Here is a 16,400-nt window from a genome sequence, read left to right as displayed (position 1 = left end):
AGCTGGATAGTGATTTTATACATTGTAGTGTTTCTAATTTGAAGTAGTGGTAAATTGAAAACTTTGGCAAAGTTAATTATCAAACCATGCTTCTTTTAACGCTTTTATTCCATTAATGATTTGCTCCTCAGTCATTGCGCCGAAGCCAAGTAAAACCATGTTGTTTGAATATTTTTCTGAGTTGATCCAGAACATAGATACAGGATAAACAACTGCACCAAATTCAGCTGCTTTTTCTATTAGTTCAAGTTCGTTAAGGCCATTGTTAACCTCGACTAAAACATGGAGACCAGCATTTCTTCCGTGAATTATAACTTTATTTCCAAAGGTTTTGTGGATTTCACTGATTAATAAATCATGTTTTCGTTTATTTGCTAGAGCTATTTTTCTAAGATGACTTTCATAGTGCCCTAAGTGCATAAATTGATAAAGCACTCTCTGTTGTATTATTGGAACATAAGATTGATAAATCCTAAATAGCTTATCATATCTGTCTAAATATGCTTCTGGTAGTACCATATAATTTACTCGTAAGCTAGGTGATAGTGACTTTGAAAAAGTACCTATGTATATAACTTTTTCTTTATGTCCGATGTTTTGTATTGAGGGGATAGGTCTTGAGCTATATCTTAATTCGCTATCATAATCATCTTCGATAATTATTCCATCATTTTTAATGGCCCAATCTAAAAGTTTTAATCTCTTATGGACAGGCATTACTGATCCAGTAGGGAATTGATGTGAAGGCGTAACATATACTATCCTCGCTGCTGATTTTTCTAGTTCAGTAATATTTATCCCATCTTTATCTAGAGATATAGGAGATACTTTATAACCATTATTAGCAAATATGTCTCTAGTGCCGAAGTAACCAGGGTCTTCAATTGCAATCTCATCAAAATCCTGTCTAAATAGTTGGCAAATTAGACTTAGACAATATGCAAATCCTGTACATATAATAATCTGATCTGTATTGCAAGATACACCTCTTGATTTATTTAGATATTTCATGATTTCGATTCTGAAATTAAGTTCTCCTTTACTTTCGCTATATGAAGTCATATCTTCAGCAGTTAACGTTGCTAATGCTTTATTTGATATTTTACGCCAAGTCTTTAAAGGGAAATCAGAACTGCTGAGCTTCCCATATTCGAAATTATAACTAGAGTTGGTAGTGTTAATTTCCTTAATTGAATTATCCTCGGTACTTTTAAAATTATTGAGAGCAAGGTTGGATTTATTATCAATTGGTAATAGTTCAGGGAGTACTTCTAAGACAATGTAACCACTACCAGGCTTACTTTCAATATAACCTTCAGAACATAGTTGAAGATAAGCATTTTCTACAGTATTTCTACTAACATCTAATATTGTAGAAAGAGAGCGAGTTGAGGTGATTTTAGCCCCAGCTGAAAGCTCTCCGGATATTATTTGTTTCTTTAGTTGCTCATATATTTGTTGATATAAAGGTTTATCTGAATCACTATTTAAAATAATCATAATTATTTATACTCCTTTAACTGTATCCAAAAAAATAAATGAAATTGGCGCTTTTGATAATGCCAGTTTGATTGTATAATTGTCTCATAAGAAAGTCAATTACTAAATTAATAAGAGCTTTTGTATAAGGAGGAATTTTTATGTTTAATGAAAAATTAATTGAAGTTATTTCCCATGAAGGGGTAGTTGCTATTGTAACATGTGCAAATAATGAAGCTCACGTAGCTAATACCTGGAACTCATATCTTAATGCTACAGAAGATGGAAGATTACTTATACCTGCGGCAGGAATGAGAAGAACTCAAAAAAATATAGAACTAAATAATAATGTTAAGCTTACTTTTGGTAGCAAAGAAGTAATGGGGCATCAATATATAGGCGCTGGATTTTTAATTGAAGGTACTGCAAAGTTCCTAGAATCAGGTTCAGATTACGATATGATGAAAGAAAAGTTCCCATTTTTAAGTAGAGTATTAGAAATAACAGTAGTATCCGCAAAACAAACTATTTAAAAGACTACATATAAAACAAGCCCGTTTCTATTCAATGTGAGTAGAAAAGGTGCTTGTTTTTTTATGATAAGTTTAAATAAAATCATAAAACTGTAACTTAAGTCACAGAAAACAATTTTTATAAATGGTACTATGGGCATAATGAAATTATTATATGAAGATATATGTTTATGAAAGGATGGTACATTATGAGTTACGATATAAAAGAATTTGATATTAATGAGCAAACATTAATAGGAGATATTGCTAAAAAATATCCGTCTATAAGAGAATTTTTAATTGAACTATCACCTAAATTTGAAAAGTTAAAAAATCCAATTTTATTTAAAGCTATGTCATCAAAGGCAACAATAGCACTTGTTAGCGAAAAAAGTGGTTTTGAAGTTAAGGATTTAATTGATATGATAACTAACCATATTAAAGAAAAAAGTATATAGTCGGATTACATATGCCTTTAAAGCATCTGTTCATAATCTAGAGGACTGCAAAAATGGCTTTAGGCTTAAAGCTGTCAATCATTAGGTGAAGAGAGTTAAATAAGTAAAAGAACACCCTGTAGAATAGCTATTCTACAGGGTGTTTCATCATTACCTCATTAAAAATCTACATATACAGAATTTTTCAATCTTTTTATATCGCTTATAGGTGGTAAGCCAAACATTCTTGCGTATTCACGACTAAATTGAGAAGGGCTTTCATAACCTACTTGAAACGCTGCATCTGCAGCTTCTAAGGTTTCTGAAAGCAATAATCTTCGTGCTTCTTGCAGTCGCACTTGCTTTTGATATTGAAGAGGACTCATTGCAGTAACTTTTTTAAAATGATGATGCAATGAGGAGGCACTCATATTTATCGTTTTTGCCAGCTCATCAATGCTCAAGGGCTTTGAAAAATCTTTGTTAATTAAGTTAATAGCACTTGAGATTGCTTGTGCATGGCTTCCAATCATAGCAAATTGCTTTACCACATACCCCTGATTATCTTGTAAAATTCTATAAAGAATCTCTCTAATAAATAAAGGTGCAAGAACTGGAATATCCGTTGGTGTATCTAGCAGACTTACAAGTCTTAAAAGAGCATCTAGTAAGGATAGATTAGTCTCATTTACAATCAGTCCACGAGGGGGATTCTGCTTTTCTTTTGCTATTTGCTTAGTTTCTTTTATTATATCGAGAATTTGATCACTGCTAAAACCAAGTCTTAAGCTTAAATATGGAGCAGCAGGTGAAGCTTCAATGATCTGACCAGTAATAGGCAAGTGTACAGAAGCAACTAAATAGGAGTTTTTATCATATCTATAACTTTCAGTACCCAGTATAACCATCTTTGCCCCTTGAACTATTACACATAAGGATGGTGTGTAAATAGAATGTAAAAGCTCTGATTTTTCAGAGGAACGGATAAAGTCTAGTGATGGTATTGAGGAGGCTTGAAGTCCTTCTCTATCAGTAAAACGTTCTATGAGATTAGCTAATTGTTTTAGTTTATCTTCAATCAACACACTTTGCTTATCTAATTTTTCATTTTCCATAGTGAACTCTCCTTTAGATTATGTAAAGATTATAGTTCTTTTTGGAGAATTAGGCAATGATTAAACAAGAATAGGCTACCTATTAAAGCTCATTATCTCTTACAATTAAATTAATCCAATAACTGTGTTGAAGCTGAGGAATATTTATATCTGATAATTAGAGTAACTAGTTCAAGAATTAACACGATTTTGGGAATAATAAGTTAATGCATGAAAGGATGGATATATAATGAAAGAATTAAATGGGAAAGTGGCAATTATAACAGGAGCATCAAGAGGTATAGGTAGTTCTATTGCAAAACAATTAGCTGAAGCTGGTGCTAAAGTAGTAGTTAATTATTCTAGTAGCCCTGATAAAGCAGCTGAGGTAGTAAATGAAATTAGAAATAATGGTGGAGAAGCTGTTGCAATACAAGCTGATGTTAGTAAAGTAAGTGATGTGGAAAAGTTGTTTTCAGAGACCATTGAAGCCTTTGGAAAGATAGATATATTAATCAATAATGCAGGTGTAATACTATATAAACTACTTACTGATGTTACAGAAGCGGACTTTGATAGACTTTTTGATATAAATGTAAAAGGAACTTATTTTGCGTGTCAGCAGGCTATGAAGTTAATGGAGAATAACGGTAGGATAGTTAATTTCTCAACATCTGTAGTAGGAAGTATGCTTCCAACATATAGTGTATATGCAGCTACTAAAGGTGCGGTTGAGCAGATAAGTCGTCAATTGGCAAAGGAATTTGGGACTAAGGGAATAACAATAAATACTGTTGCACCTGGACCTGTTAACACAGAACTATTTACTGTAGGGAAAACAGAACAGCAAATAGATGCTGCTAGAAAGGCTAATGCTTTCGGGAGACTGGGTGAAGTTGATGATATAGCAAATGTTATTGAATTTTTAGTAAGCGATAAAGCACAATGGGTTACAGGGCAAACTCTTAGAGTTAATGGTGGAGTTGTATAATATTGATTTTGGAATAGTGTAGGGTTAATGGTAAAAGTTCTGAACTTACAGGATTTATTACAAAACTTTAATAAAATGTGTATATAATTGTGCTGAATATCAAAAATTGTTAATTAATAATGAACAAATCTATATTGACATATAGAATGTCCTGTTGTACACTGTTTATATAATTTAATAAGGCCTCACTTTAACTTAGTGAGGTAGAGGCGCGGTGTTTAATAGTTCTTAGAGGAGTTTGAGAGTACTATGATTTTAAGAAGAAGGAAATGTCGCCGAAGTTAATAATATTTCTCGGTATTATTTGCTGGGTCTGCAGTTAAGAACTGCAGGACTGTCTCAATAAACATCCCGGTTTATTGAGTTGTGCTATCTCATTTGGGAAAAAGAAGGGGTATTAGGCTGTTTTTGTGTATTAGGACCTGAGCTCATCTCAGGTCTTTTTTTATTACAATGAAATTTGCAGAAATTATAATATACGGATAAATTTACATATTATTAAGCTTAATAACTTTATAAAATTTAAAACGAAGTAAGTAATGAGAACTTATTAATGAAGTAAATAATGTCTTAAGTTAGGACAAGTAACATATTACAAATTTAAATTTAATAAAAAGGGGATATTTAAACATGAAAAAGAAATTAGCGTTATTAATAGCAATTACAATATCAGCTACAGTGCTTTTAGCAGGTTGTGGAACAAAGGCAAATGCTGACAAGAGCTCAGCTTCTAACGGAACTTTTAAGATAGGTCTTGAAGCTGGATATGCACCTTTTAACTGGACTCAAAAAGATGATTCAAATGGAGCAGTAAAAATAGATGGAAACGCAGAGTATGCAGGTGGATACGATATAGAAATAGCTAAAAAGATAGCTAAGGATTTAGGTAAGGACTTAGTTGTAGTAAAAACAGAATGGGATGGTCTTGTACCAGCATTAACTTCAGGTAAAATTGATGCGATTATAGCAGGTATGTCACCTACTGCAGAACGTAAAAAGACTATAGATTTTTCTGACAACTACTACAAATCAAATTTAGTTATGGTAGTTAAAAATGGTGGTAAGTATGAAAATGCTACATCAATCCAAGAGTTCAAAGGAGCAAAAATAACTGCTCAATTAAATACATTCCACTATTCAGTTATAGATCAAATACAAGGTGTTCAAAAACAACCAGCTATGGATAACTTCCCAGCAATGAGAGTTGCACTTGAATCAGGTATAATTGATGGTTATGTTTCAGAACGTCCAGAAGGTGTAAGTGCTGAAACTGCAAATTCAAAGTACAAAATGGTAGAATTCAAAACTGGATTTAATACATCTGATGATGATACAGCTATAGCTGTAGGTGTTGCAAAGGGTAGTGATTTAACTTCAAAGATTAATAAAACATTAGCAGGTATCTCAGAAGAACAAAGAAAGACAATAATGGATACAGCTATAAAGAATCAACCAGCAGCAAAATAGTAATGTTACAGACATACTAGATTTTCCAAAGATAAGATTTGGAAGGTAGCTTTGATAAAATCACTAATGAAAGTTATAAAAACAGTTTTTTATTAGGAACCGAATGTATTTAAGGGTGTGCCGCTTCTTTTTAAACTTTTTAGAATATTCCTAAGTTATGAGGAAAAGATTTGAAAAGTGTTATGTAATTATGAAGCAGTATATCTCTGTACCACATTCGGTTTCATTATTGAAGGAGGAAAAATATGAGTTTTGATTGGGTTGTAAAAATTGTTTCAGAAAACTGGCAGATGTTCCTTAGAGGAGCTGGAACTACACTGTTAGTTGCACTGACTGGTACTATAATAGGATTTGTAATAGGTTTATTAATAGGAGTTATAAGAACTGTGCCAATGCCTGAAAAGGGTGTTAAAAGATATTTTTTAAAGTTAGTAAATGCACTTTTATTTATTTATATTGAAATATTCCGTGGAACTCCTATGATTGTACAGGCTATGGTAATATACTATGGTACAGCTATGGCATTTAATTTAAATATGGATAGACTTTTTGCTGCTATACTTATAGTATCAATAAACACTGGTGCTTATATGTCAGAAATTATTCGTGGTGGTATTGTTTCTATAGATAAAGGACAATTTGAAGCAGCAGATGCAATAGGTATGAAGCATTTTCAAGTTATGACTAATGTTATATTACCACAAGCTATACGTAATATATTACCTGCAACTGGTAATGAGTTCGTGATCAACATAAAGGATACTTCAGTGCTTAACGTAATTTCAGTAACAGAATTATATTTCCAAACAAAATCTGTTGCAGGAAATAACTATAGATATTTTGAATCATTCTTTGTTGCGTGTATACTTTATTTCATAATGACTTTTACAGTAACAAGAATATTGAGATTAATTGAAAGAAAATTAGATGGACCAGATAACTACATTATGTATGCAAATCAAATGCAGGTAGAAACACCTGAAGATGCAGCTAGAAAAAATAAAGAAGTTAATATGTATTAAACGAAGGAGGGAATAGTATGGAAAATGTAATTGATATTAAACATTTAAGTAAATTTTTTGGAACTCATGAAGTACTTAAGGACATAGACTTTTCAGTGAAAAAGGGAGAAGTTGTATGTATAATAGGATCATCAGGATCAGGAAAGTCCACCCTTCTACGTTGTGTTAATTTACTTGAAAAACCAACTGGCGGGGAGATTATATATAAAGGTGAAAACATCCTGGATGATAAACACGATATTTATGCGTACCGTACAAAATTAGGTATGGTATTCCAATCCTTTAATCTGTTTAATAATCATAATGTTTTAAGTAATTGTGTTGTTGGACAGGTAAAAGTGCTAAAACGTTCAAAGGCAGAAGCAGAAGAAGTTGCAAGAAAGTATTTGAAGGTTGTAGGTATGGAGCAATATATAAATGCGAAGCCAAAGCAATTATCTGGGGGACAAAGACAGCGTGTAGCCATAGCTAGAGCACTTTCTATGGAACCAGATGTAATGCTATTCGATGAACCAACTTCAGCACTTGATCCAGAAATGGTAGGAGAAGTTCTTAAGGTTATGAAGGAGCTTGCTGAAAGTGGACTAACAATGCTTATAGTAACTCATGAAATGGGCTTTGCAGAAGAAGTATCTGATCGTGTAGTGTTTATGGATAAAGGAGTTATAGCAGAAGAAGGAACTCCAGAGCAAATATTTAAGAACCCAACTCAAGAACGTACTAGAGAGTTCTTAAAGCGTACATTAAAATAATAAGATTCAAGCTTTTTTAAGTAGCGGTAAATTAAAAAAATTTACTGCTCTTTTATTTATAGAGATTTTAAAGCGTCGTAATATAAATAAATATAGATTTATTTATACAATTGAAAATATGTATATAAAAATATTTGTTGGAATTTTTTTGCGTAATATTGAAGTGTATACTTAACAATGTAATTTATATATTTAAGCAAATATGGTACTATGAATTTATAATAGGATTATCTAGATGAATCACTTCATAATTAAACTTATATTTTCAAATTCTCCTCTCAGAATACAGAGGGGTTTTGAAAATAAATTTGAGATTGAAGTGTTTCATCTTTACATAGGAGAGAATGTTATGGAAAGTACAGTATATAAAAAAATGAGATTGAAGGAAGGCACAACGGGAATTTATCTTTACGCACCTGAGGAATATATAACAATGGCAATTAGTCAAGAAGTAGTTGATTTCTCAAAAAAAGATAAATATGGATTTGTACATCTTTTTGTGAATTCAAAGCGAGATTATTACGATAGAATTGAAGAAGCTATAGGAAACCTATCAGAAGTCGGAGTTCTATGGATTTCGTATCCAAAGTCTGATAGAAAGAACAAATATGATATAAACAGGGATATTCTTTTTGCTACTACTCCTGAGCATGGTTTTATAGCTTGCAGTAGTGTGGCATTAAATGAAACCTGGGCTGCAATGAGGTTTAAAAGAATATAGAATTCAAAATTATATAGAGTTCCTAACTCAACTATATAATTTATATATGCCCGAAAGTCCATAGAAGCCGGGATTTTCGTACAAGTATAAATTAAGTTTCGATATAGGAACTCTTTAAATCCACCGCTAAGTTTTATACATAGTGGTGGATTTTATTATGAGACAAGGATAAATAAAATTATTAGATAATTGGTATGACTGGTTTTAAAAGTATTATAATTATTATATTAGAATTTATAAACCAAATTTTGAAAGGAAGTACCATATGAAAGAAGTAACAGCAGCTATTATCATAAAGGACGATTTGATATTGATAGCCCAAAGAGGAAAAGATGAAAAAGAAGAAGGAATGTGGGAATTCCCTGGAGGCAAGATAGAAATAGGTGAGACAGATGAGCAGTGCCTAAAACGAGAAATAAAAGAGGAACTTGATATAGATATTGAAGTGGGTGATTTCTTTGGTGAAAGTATATATGATTACTCATATGGTGAGATAAAACTTCTTGCATATTTTGCACAATTTATAAGTGGTGAGATTAAACTCTCAGTCCATAGTTCAATAAGATGGGTTACTATTAAAGAGATAGATAAATTCAATTTTGCACCTGCAGATGTACCTTTAGTTAAGAAACTTAAAAATCTAGGTGCTATTTAAACAATATTCTTAAACATAGCCAAAATCTAAAATTATTGAAATTTATATATTTAACGTCCATAAAAATTTTAGGTCCTTTACAATAAAAAAGCTTTCACATATTTTATGAAAGCTTTAAAGATAATTTAAGAACTTATATTGTGTTAGATTTATTTTTGATTTGGAGCATCCATAACTCCCATGAATAGTGGAAGATTAGTAGCATTATCTATAATAAGATATACAAAAGGATGATTGAAGTTTATTATTTTGGCTGTAGAAATACCTTTGGAGATCGCTTCACTTTTGGTTGCAGAAGCTGCTTCAGTTCCTTTTTCACCTACGTTTATGTAGGTCTTTTGAGCTATATCTTTTACAAAAATGTTGCCTTTTGTTGAGCCCATTTTTAAAAGGTTAGCTTTTTCCTCATCAAATATAGTATTTATTCCAAGTGAAGATAAATCTTTATTTAGTGATTTTTTGTATTCAACTTGGAATTTCGGAAGTATAACATGTGTATCACTTACTTGTAAAGAATTAATTTTAGTAGCTAGTGTATCCTTATCAAGCTTTGCGATATAATCTCGGATGTTAATATTATCATTAGGCATCATTGCTATAAAGGATAGATTTCCTTCTTTGTATGGAAGTGATATAATTTGTTCGGTTTCAGTTGAAATGTTTTTTATATTCATTTCATTAGTCATGAAATCTGCATTAATAGTTTTATTATCACTTGTTGTAAAATTTGATTTATGGGTGGGTTCAGTAAAAGGAAACTTCCAGGTATCATTAAAATAAAGAGTAGAAAATATGAGCATAACTGCATTTTTATCTATAGTATCTACCATTGTATCTATTTTCTTGTTTGTAACTTTATTAATCCATGCATTAATGGAATTTGGAGCGTTATCTGATTGAAGGTCAAGTTTGTAAGCACTAGTTTCGTAATAAGTCTTATTTAGCTCAAGAAAATCTTTATTTATATTAAGCTCATTATCATACCATATAGAATTTGATATATTTAATATTGGATTTTTGCTGTTTTTCATTAATCTTGAAGTTAAAGTTTTATAGTAGATATTTAAATCCGCCTCGCTTACGCCATACTTAGATAATGTTCTTAAAATCTCATCCTTTGAGGTGCCATCAGAACCATTGAGTATAGTACCTAAGGAAAGACATAATGATAAAGGTGAATAAACAGCATTTTTTTCTTTTGAAAGTTCTTTAAACATTGATATGGAAAATTCTGAAGTTGAATCTAAAAACTCTTTAGAAAGGTTTTCTTTTAAGGTTATATTTTCAGAACTAATGCCTTGCATTAAATCTTTTGCTTTTACTGAATTATTAAAAGGTCCCTTAATAACAGTTATGCCTATAATAAGTAGCACTAGTATAAAAGAAGTAAAAGCAAAAATAAAAGATTTTTTGGGGGAGAATATATTTCTTGAAGTTTGCTCTTTAGCTAATGTCTGTTTTATCATATCCATTGTTTTATTCTTTAAATCATCATTTAGTTGTATATTGTTTAAATCTTTTTTAAATTTGTCACTCATAAAACTCATCCCTTTCTAATTTGTTTTTAAGCTTTTCACGAGCTCTCTTTAGGCGAGTACGAATTGTAGCTTCATTAACTTTTAATATATTAGATATTTCTGAGGTAGAATAGCCCTCATAATAATACATATAAATTACAATCTTATATTTAGGTTCTAAACTAAATACAGCCTCAAATACTTCGCTAAGCTCAATATCCTCTGTAACATAATCAAGGTCATTAATAGAAACAGTATTTTTGTTCCAAAAACTTTTTAAAAAATCTTTGCATGTATTTGCAGTGACTTTAATAAACCAAGCATGTTCATGTTCTTGGTTTTTAAAGTAGGGTTTCTTTTCAATAAGTTTTAAAAATACTTTTTGAAATACATCTTCAATATCTGCATTTTCCCTCAAATATAATCTACATATTTTATAAACTGTATTTCCATGGGTTTCTATTTTTTCGTAAAAGTAATCACTATCATATTGGGATATAGTATACATACCTTAACCCCCCTCCAATATATAAACGATTGGCAACTTCAAAATGTTTCAGTTAATGTAATAAATTTGTATATAAGGATGAAACACTTCAATCCGTAATCTATTTTCAAAACTCTTCTGGGTTCAGAGAGAAGAATTTGAAAATATAAATTTAAGTAGGAAGTGGTTCATCTATATTAAGGTTAATTGATTTTTCATAATAGTCAATATGTGGAAATGGATCAGGTTGAAAAAGCACTGTAATTTTATATAAATTTATAAAAATAATTCATCATATCTCATTGTATACGTTTTAATTGCGGTTTGGTAAAATATATTACATAAAATTAAGATAAACAGAGTATTGATGAATCATATATTTTTAAGTTTTTTATAAAAGGATGGATGGATTATGGGCATTGCATATAATGAAGATAATAAAGTTTTTCACTTACAAGCAGGAGATACAAGTTATATCATGCAAATTGTAAAAGAGGGATATCTTGCTCATCTATACTGGGGTAAAAAAATCAGAAATGTAAATGCAAAAGAGATGTTGGTTTATAGGGGAAGAACTTCTTTTTCTGCAAACCCAGATGTTAAAGACAAGATATTCTCGCTAGATACACTTCCACAGGAGTACCCAGCTTACGGAAATACTGATTTTCGTACTCCTGCTTATCAACTTCAGCTTGAAAATGGTTCAACTATAACTGATTTAAGATATGAATCATATACGATTTTTAAAGGTAAACCAAAACTTAATGGTTTACCGGCCACTTATGTTGAAGATGAAGCTGAAGCAGAAACTTTGGAGATAGTGTTGATTGATAGCTTGATTGGTTTAAGAGTACATCTATTATATACTGTGTTTGAAAAATATAATGTTATCACAAGAAGTGCGCGATTTGTTAATGAAGGAAATAGTAATTTAAAACTCCTACGCGGATTAAGTATGAGTGTAGATTTTATAAGAGACGATTTTGATTTCTTACATCTTAATGGGTCTTGGGCTAGAGAGAGGCATATCATCAGAGAGAAGCTGACTCCAGGTATGCACACAATTGAAAGTAGAAGAGGATCAAGTAGTCATGAACATAATCCATTTATTGCAATAATAAGCCAAGATTGTACAGAAGAAAAAGGTGAAGCTTATGGGTTAAGTTTGGTGTATAGTGGCAATTTCTTGGCTCAAGCTGAAATAAATATGTATAAATCTACAAGAGTTTCACTAGGTATAAATCCATTTGATTTCTCATGGTTATTAGAACCAGACCAAGATTTTCAAACACCTGAGGTAGTAATGGTATATTCATCTGATGGGCTTGGTGCAATGTCTAGAACTTATCATAAGCTATATAGGACAAGACTATGCAGAGGTAGATATAGGGATAAGACAAGACCAATATTAATAAATAATTGGGAAGCTACCTATTTTGATTTTGATGGAGAAAAGCTCACAGATATAGCAAAAGAGGGAAAGAAGCTTGGTATTGAACTTTTTGTACTGGATGATGGCTGGTTTGGAAAAAGAAATAGTGACGATTGCTCGTTAGGGGATTGGATAGTAGATAAGAATAAATTACCTGATGGGCTAAAAAATTTAGGTGATAGAATAAATGATTTAAATATGAAATTTGGACTATGGTTTGAACCAGAGATGGTCTCACCTGACAGCGATTTATATAGAGCTCATCCGGATTGGTGTTTACATGTGCCTGAAAGGACTCGTTCTACTGCAAGAACTCAATTGATATTAGATTTATCAAGGGAAGATGTTTGTGACTATATAATAAAAGTTCTTTCGCAGGTGTTAAGCAGTGCACCTATAAGTTATGTAAAGTGGGATATGAACAGAAACATGACAGAAGTAGGATCAAAACTTCTTTCAGCAGATAGACAAAGAGAAACTGCGCATCGATATATTTTGGGCTTATATAAGATTATGGATAAGCTAACTAATGAGTTTACAGATATTCTTTTTGAGGGTTGTTCAGGTGGTGGTGGTCGTTTTGATCCAGGAATACTTTATTATATGCCTCAAATTTGGACTAGTGATGATTCAGATGCAGTAGAGAGATTGAAAATTCAATATGGAACTAGTATTTTATATCCTGCTAGTACTATGGGTGCTCATGTTTCAGCTATTCCGAACCATCAAGTTGGAAGAAATACACCTCTCAAGATGAGAGGTGATGTAGCTATGTCAGGTAATTTTGGATATGAGTTAGATCTTACTAAGTTCACAGAGAATGAAAAGGAAGAAGTTAAAGAACAAATAACGCAGTATAAAGAATTAAGAGCTTTGATTCAATTTGGTGATATGTTCAGATTGATAAGTCCATTTGAAGGTAAGGGAAATGAAACTGCTTGGATGTATGTATCAGAGGATAAGAGTGAAGCAGTGGTGGCTTATTTTAGAATCCTTGCTGAGGCTGATGCACCTGTAAGGAAACTCAAACTTATAGGATTAGATTCTGATAAAGAATATGTTGTAAGTGAATGTGAAGGGGTTTTTTGCGGAGATCAATTAATGTATTCAGGTATTACAATACCATTTTTATTTGGAGATTATCAAAGTGTTGTTTGGAAGCTTAAATCAAAATAATAACAATACTCAAAACTTTGTGGATTATGTTTATTTGTAACATGTATAGTATATATAGCTCTGTTATAAATATCTAAAAGTTACAGATTTTTTGAAAATGTATCAGAAAAAACTTGAAAAATAATTAAATAATGCGATAATTAAGTGCAAACAACTTGAATTTTTAAGATGTTTGCACTTAATTATTATAAAGAACTTAGTTTTAATTTCGATAATAAGAGTACTATAAATAGGGTCCATACTTGAAGAAATATAGATTTAATCACCAAAATCTAATTTATTGATTGACTTAAATACTTATTTCTTTAAAAGTTTAAACATCATTGCTAAAGTGTACAACTTATATTATAGATTTATTGGAAAAGCTGTTACAATTTCAAGTAGATGATTTTGAGAATGTAAAGTATTATAATGATTGGAAGTGATTTTGATATATGGATAATGATATAACCATAGATTTTATTGAAAATAATTTAAATATATTTCACAAACTATATGATGTTATAAGGGTAGTAGATCCAATTACAAAGAGAGTGCTTTTGTATAATGGAAATACTCTGGTTGAGAAAGCTAGTTCATGTTTTAATGAAATTGGTAAAGAATCCATCTGTGATAACTGTATATCTATTAGAGCTTTAAAGGATAAAAAAACTTATATGAAAATAGAAAGTTTAGATAATAAATCTTATCTGATTACAGTATTACCAATTGAAGTTAACAACAAGACATTAATAGTAGAACTTATTAAAGAAACTACAGATAGTCTTTTTTATGGTCATAGTTTAGATGGTAAAGGCTGTAAGGTTAATAATATAATAAATGATTTGAAACTTATGACTATAAGGGATTCGTTAACAGACATAGGTAATAGAAGATTTATTGATGAAACACTACCAATAGACATGAAGGTATGTTTTAAGAAAGACGAACCTATTTCAATAATAATGGTTGATGTAGATTACTTTAAGAGAGTTAATGATAGATTTGGGCATACCACAGGGGATTTTGTCTTAAAGGAATTAGCTGGATGCCTAAAGCAATGTATAAGAAATAAGAAAGATTGGATCGGAAGATACGGAGGAGAAGAATTTTTAGTATGTATACCAGGGGCTGATGAAAAAGCTGCATTGGTAATAGCTGAAAGAATGCATGAGCGAATAGCGGAAAAGAAGTTTATTCATAATAATGAAGATATAAAAATAACTGCTTCCTTTGGAATATGCTCAACCTCAAATAAGGATATAACAGTGGAAGAATTTTTGAATCTTGCTGATAAAAAATTATATGAAGCTAAAAATTCTGGAAGAAATAAAATTGTATTTTAGTATGATAGGAGAAAAATCTTTATTTAATGATTTCTCTCCTATTTTTCTTTTTTAAAATTTAAACAATGGATACAGCATATTTAGCAAACATAATAGCGTATATTTAAACAAAATAGAAATATTTATAGCAAAGTACACGCTGTTGTAAATGGAGGTTAATATGTACACATTTTCTGAACTTATTTCAAAGGGAATTGAAATCTTTTTTATCAATTTAGTTCTTTCTGGTGATAATGTGGGAGTAATAGCATTGGCAATAAAAGATTTACCACCAAAGAAGGCCAAGCTTGCTAATATTATGGGAGTATGGGTAGCACTTCTTCTTAGAATATTTTTTGTTGGTATTATTGGCTTTTTATACACTTTAGAGTGGCTCCATATTAATATAATAGGAGCAATATTGCTTATATATATTACTTTTAATATGATTCAAGATCAAAATAAAAGTGTTTACGGAAAAAAAGGACAAACAGGGGGCTTTTTTAAGGCGCTTATATCTATAACAGTGGCAGATATAAGTATGAGCTTGGATAATGTATTAGCAATAGTTTCTATTGCAATGACAGATACTGAGAAGATAACAGGTCAGCAGATGGGTCTGGTAATCTTCGGATTAATGATATGCATGCCTATTATATTTTGGGGAAGTGAATTTATTGCTGAGATGATGATAAGATTCCCTATAATTATATACATGTGTGCTGCTTTACTAGTTTATACAGCAGTGAAAATGATTTTTGACGATAAATTAGTGTCAGCTGTGATAAATAATATAAATCCAGCACTTGGTTTGATTTTTTCAATTCTATGCGCATTAGCAGTGTTGGTTTATGGTATTGAAAATCTCTAAGAAATAGTATAATAAAAATTACATAAATGAAAGATAGGATGGATGAATGTGGGAGAACTAAAGAGCATATTGGAACTTATAAATTTTTCGGAAAAACTAAAGTATGAATTGAGGCATAGCTATTTATCTAACGGAAGGCAGGAAAATGTTGATATTGAGTCCTTAAAAACTTCGTAAAGTTTTCTTCACATAAACAAAACATATTTAATCCATAAGTATAATACAATTCAAGGCTATTATATAAACATAATAAGTTTTAATTTTTACCCCCCTAAAAATTAAATTTTAAAAATGTATATAATATGGAAAAGTGTATATAATACTAATGACCGATTTGGTCATTACGTAGGATCTTGCTGCCAAATGGCAGCTTTTTTTTATGTTTATTTACATATAAAAGCTAACTAAAATAAATTTTGTTGCGCAGTGATACAAGCTTAATTTGTGTAAAAATTAATTTTAAATTGTATTTCTATGGTATAT

At 30.8% G+C, this 16,400-nt stretch carries 16 protein-coding genes and 1 riboswitch; of the genes, 12 read left to right on the top strand and 4 right to left on the bottom strand.

Annotation, left to right across the window (positions count from 1 at the left end; translation table 11 throughout):
• Positions 1–72 precede the first annotated feature (72 nt).
• Positions 73–1,500: a MocR-like pyridoxine biosynthesis transcription factor PdxR gene (gene pdxR, locus J3477_RS10175; RefSeq protein WP_206869852.1), complete on the bottom strand. Its 1,428-nt coding sequence runs from the start codon at positions 1,498–1,500 to the stop codon at positions 73–75.
• Between the two features lie 140 nt (positions 1,501–1,640).
• Between pdxR and J3477_RS10170 the strand changes: the two genes are divergently transcribed.
• Together J3477_RS10170 and J3477_RS10165 are read left to right on the top strand one after the other, a co-directional pair.
• The gene (locus J3477_RS10170; RefSeq protein WP_206869851.1) at positions 1,641–2,012 is read left to right on the top strand and encodes a pyridoxamine 5'-phosphate oxidase family protein; all 372 of its coding nucleotides are present in this window, start codon (positions 1,641–1,643) and stop codon (positions 2,010–2,012) included.
• Positions 2,013–2,200: 188 nt separating this feature from the next.
• Positions 2,201–2,449 carry a DUF1858 domain-containing protein gene (locus J3477_RS10165; RefSeq protein WP_228731263.1) on the top strand — a complete coding sequence of 83 codons (249 nt, stop codon included), beginning with the start codon at positions 2,201–2,203 and terminating at the stop codon, positions 2,447–2,449.
• 158 nt (positions 2,450–2,607) lie between these two features.
• Here the strand turns inward: J3477_RS10165 and J3477_RS10160 are convergent, their stop codons facing one another.
• On the bottom strand, positions 2,608–3,543 hold the full coding sequence (locus tag J3477_RS10160) for an AraC family transcriptional regulator (RefSeq protein WP_206869849.1): 936 nt from the start codon (positions 3,541–3,543) through the stop codon (positions 2,608–2,610).
• Between the two features lie 229 nt (positions 3,544–3,772).
• On the opposite strand from J3477_RS10160, the gene J3477_RS10155 reads away from it, so the two are divergent.
• The 6 genes from J3477_RS10155 to J3477_RS10130 all read left to right on the top strand — a co-directional run bounded on the left by J3477_RS10155 (position 3,773) and on the right by J3477_RS10130 (position 9,130).
• The gene (locus tag J3477_RS10155) at positions 3,773–4,513 is read left to right on the top strand and encodes an SDR family oxidoreductase (protein ID WP_206869848.1); all 741 of its coding nucleotides are present in this window, start codon (positions 3,773–3,775) and stop codon (positions 4,511–4,513) included.
• Positions 4,514–4,709: 196 nt separating this feature from the next.
• A riboswitch (Lysine riboswitch) is annotated at positions 4,710–4,893 on the top strand.
• Between the two features lie 250 nt (positions 4,894–5,143).
• Entirely contained in the window at positions 5,144–5,980 is an 837-nt protein-coding gene (locus tag J3477_RS10150) for a transporter substrate-binding domain-containing protein (protein ID WP_206869847.1), read from the top strand.
• A 245-nt stretch (positions 5,981–6,225) separates the two neighbouring features.
• On the top strand, positions 6,226–7,002 hold the full coding sequence (locus J3477_RS10145; protein ID WP_206869846.1) for an amino acid ABC transporter permease: 777 nt from the start codon (positions 6,226–6,228) through the stop codon (positions 7,000–7,002).
• A 17-nt stretch (positions 7,003–7,019) separates the two neighbouring features.
• Positions 7,020–7,754, top strand: coding sequence for an amino acid ABC transporter ATP-binding protein (locus tag J3477_RS10140; protein WP_206869845.1), 735 nt, complete (start codon positions 7,020–7,022; stop codon positions 7,752–7,754).
• 349 nt (positions 7,755–8,103) lie between these two features.
• The gene (locus J3477_RS10135) at positions 8,104–8,475 is read left to right on the top strand and encodes a DUF3052 family protein (RefSeq protein WP_206869844.1); all 372 of its coding nucleotides are present in this window, start codon (positions 8,104–8,106) and stop codon (positions 8,473–8,475) included.
• Between the two features lie 265 nt (positions 8,476–8,740).
• On the top strand, positions 8,741–9,130 hold the full coding sequence (locus J3477_RS10130) for a (deoxy)nucleoside triphosphate pyrophosphohydrolase (RefSeq protein ID WP_206869843.1): 390 nt from the start codon (positions 8,741–8,743) through the stop codon (positions 9,128–9,130).
• Between the two features lie 149 nt (positions 9,131–9,279).
• On the opposite strand, the gene J3477_RS10125 is transcribed toward J3477_RS10130, so the two are convergent.
• A complete protein-coding gene (locus tag J3477_RS10125) occupies positions 9,280–10,668 on the bottom strand; it encodes a serpin family protein (RefSeq protein ID WP_206869842.1) in 1,389 nt (462 codons plus the stop codon).
• Complete coding sequence (locus J3477_RS10120; RefSeq protein WP_206869841.1) at positions 10,661–11,155, bottom strand: RNA polymerase sigma factor; 495 nt, start codon at positions 11,153–11,155, stop codon at positions 10,661–10,663. The genes J3477_RS10125 and J3477_RS10120 overlap by 8 nt, the downstream gene beginning before the upstream one ends.
• A 391-nt stretch (positions 11,156–11,546) precedes the next feature.
• Here J3477_RS10120 and J3477_RS10115 point away from each other — a divergent pair, with 391 nt between their 5' ends.
• The 4 genes from J3477_RS10115 to J3477_RS26295 all read left to right on the top strand — a co-directional run bounded on the left by J3477_RS10115 (position 11,547) and on the right by J3477_RS26295 (position 16,094).
• On the top strand, positions 11,547–13,742 hold the full coding sequence (locus J3477_RS10115) for an alpha-galactosidase (RefSeq protein ID WP_206869840.1): 2,196 nt from the start codon (positions 11,547–11,549) through the stop codon (positions 13,740–13,742).
• A gap of 434 nt (positions 13,743–14,176) precedes the next feature.
• Positions 14,177–15,067, top strand: a complete 891-nt coding sequence (locus tag J3477_RS10110) for a GGDEF domain-containing protein (RefSeq protein WP_206869839.1) — start codon at positions 14,177–14,179, stop codon at positions 15,065–15,067.
• Between the two features lie 160 nt (positions 15,068–15,227).
• Positions 15,228–15,917: a YjbE family putative metal transport protein gene (locus tag J3477_RS10105; RefSeq protein WP_206869838.1), complete on the top strand. Its 690-nt coding sequence runs from the start codon at positions 15,228–15,230 to the stop codon at positions 15,915–15,917.
• Positions 15,918–15,965: 48 nt separating this feature from the next.
• Positions 15,966–16,094, top strand: a complete 129-nt coding sequence (locus J3477_RS26295; protein ID WP_284691995.1) for a hypothetical protein — start codon at positions 15,966–15,968, stop codon at positions 16,092–16,094.
• Positions 16,095–16,400 lie beyond the last annotated feature (306 nt).

This window comes from Clostridium zeae, from assembly GCF_017312485.1.
GTDB classification, from domain to species: domain Bacteria; phylum Bacillota; class Clostridia; order Clostridiales; family Clostridiaceae; genus Clostridium_AR; species Clostridium_AR zeae.
This window is presented reverse-complemented; position numbering and strand designations above follow the sequence as displayed.

Coding starts and splice junctions, on each gene's coding strand:
- J3477_RS10140 (WP_206869845.1), top strand. CDS start 7,020: ATGGAAAATGTAATTGATATTAAACATTTAAGTAAATTTTTTGGAACT.
- J3477_RS10160 (WP_206869849.1), bottom strand. CDS start 3,543: ATGGAAAATGAAAAATTAGATAAGCAAAGTGTGTTGATTGAAGATAAA.
- J3477_RS10120 (WP_206869841.1), bottom strand. CDS start 11,155: ATGTATACTATATCCCAATATGATAGTGATTACTTTTACGAAAAAATA.
- J3477_RS10165 (WP_228731263.1), top strand. CDS start 2,201: ATGAGTTACGATATAAAAGAATTTGATATTAATGAGCAAACATTAATA.
- J3477_RS10150 (WP_206869847.1), top strand. CDS start 5,144: ATGAAAAAGAAATTAGCGTTATTAATAGCAATTACAATATCAGCTACA.
- J3477_RS10115 (WP_206869840.1), top strand. CDS start 11,547: ATGGGCATTGCATATAATGAAGATAATAAAGTTTTTCACTTACAAGCA.
- J3477_RS10145 (WP_206869846.1), top strand. CDS start 6,226: ATGAGTTTTGATTGGGTTGTAAAAATTGTTTCAGAAAACTGGCAGATG.
- J3477_RS10135 (WP_206869844.1), top strand. CDS start 8,104: ATGGAAAGTACAGTATATAAAAAAATGAGATTGAAGGAAGGCACAACG.
- J3477_RS10170 (WP_206869851.1), top strand. CDS start 1,641: ATGTTTAATGAAAAATTAATTGAAGTTATTTCCCATGAAGGGGTAGTT.
- J3477_RS10130 (WP_206869843.1), top strand. CDS start 8,741: ATGAAAGAAGTAACAGCAGCTATTATCATAAAGGACGATTTGATATTG.
- J3477_RS10155 (WP_206869848.1), top strand. CDS start 3,773: ATGAAAGAATTAAATGGGAAAGTGGCAATTATAACAGGAGCATCAAGA.
- J3477_RS10125 (WP_206869842.1), bottom strand. CDS start 10,668: ATGAGTGACAAATTTAAAAAAGATTTAAACAATATACAACTAAATGAT.
- pdxR (WP_206869852.1), bottom strand. CDS start 1,500: ATGATTATTTTAAATAGTGATTCAGATAAACCTTTATATCAACAAATA.
- J3477_RS10110 (WP_206869839.1), top strand. CDS start 14,177: ATGGATAATGATATAACCATAGATTTTATTGAAAATAATTTAAATATA.
- J3477_RS10105 (WP_206869838.1), top strand. CDS start 15,228: ATGTACACATTTTCTGAACTTATTTCAAAGGGAATTGAAATCTTTTTT.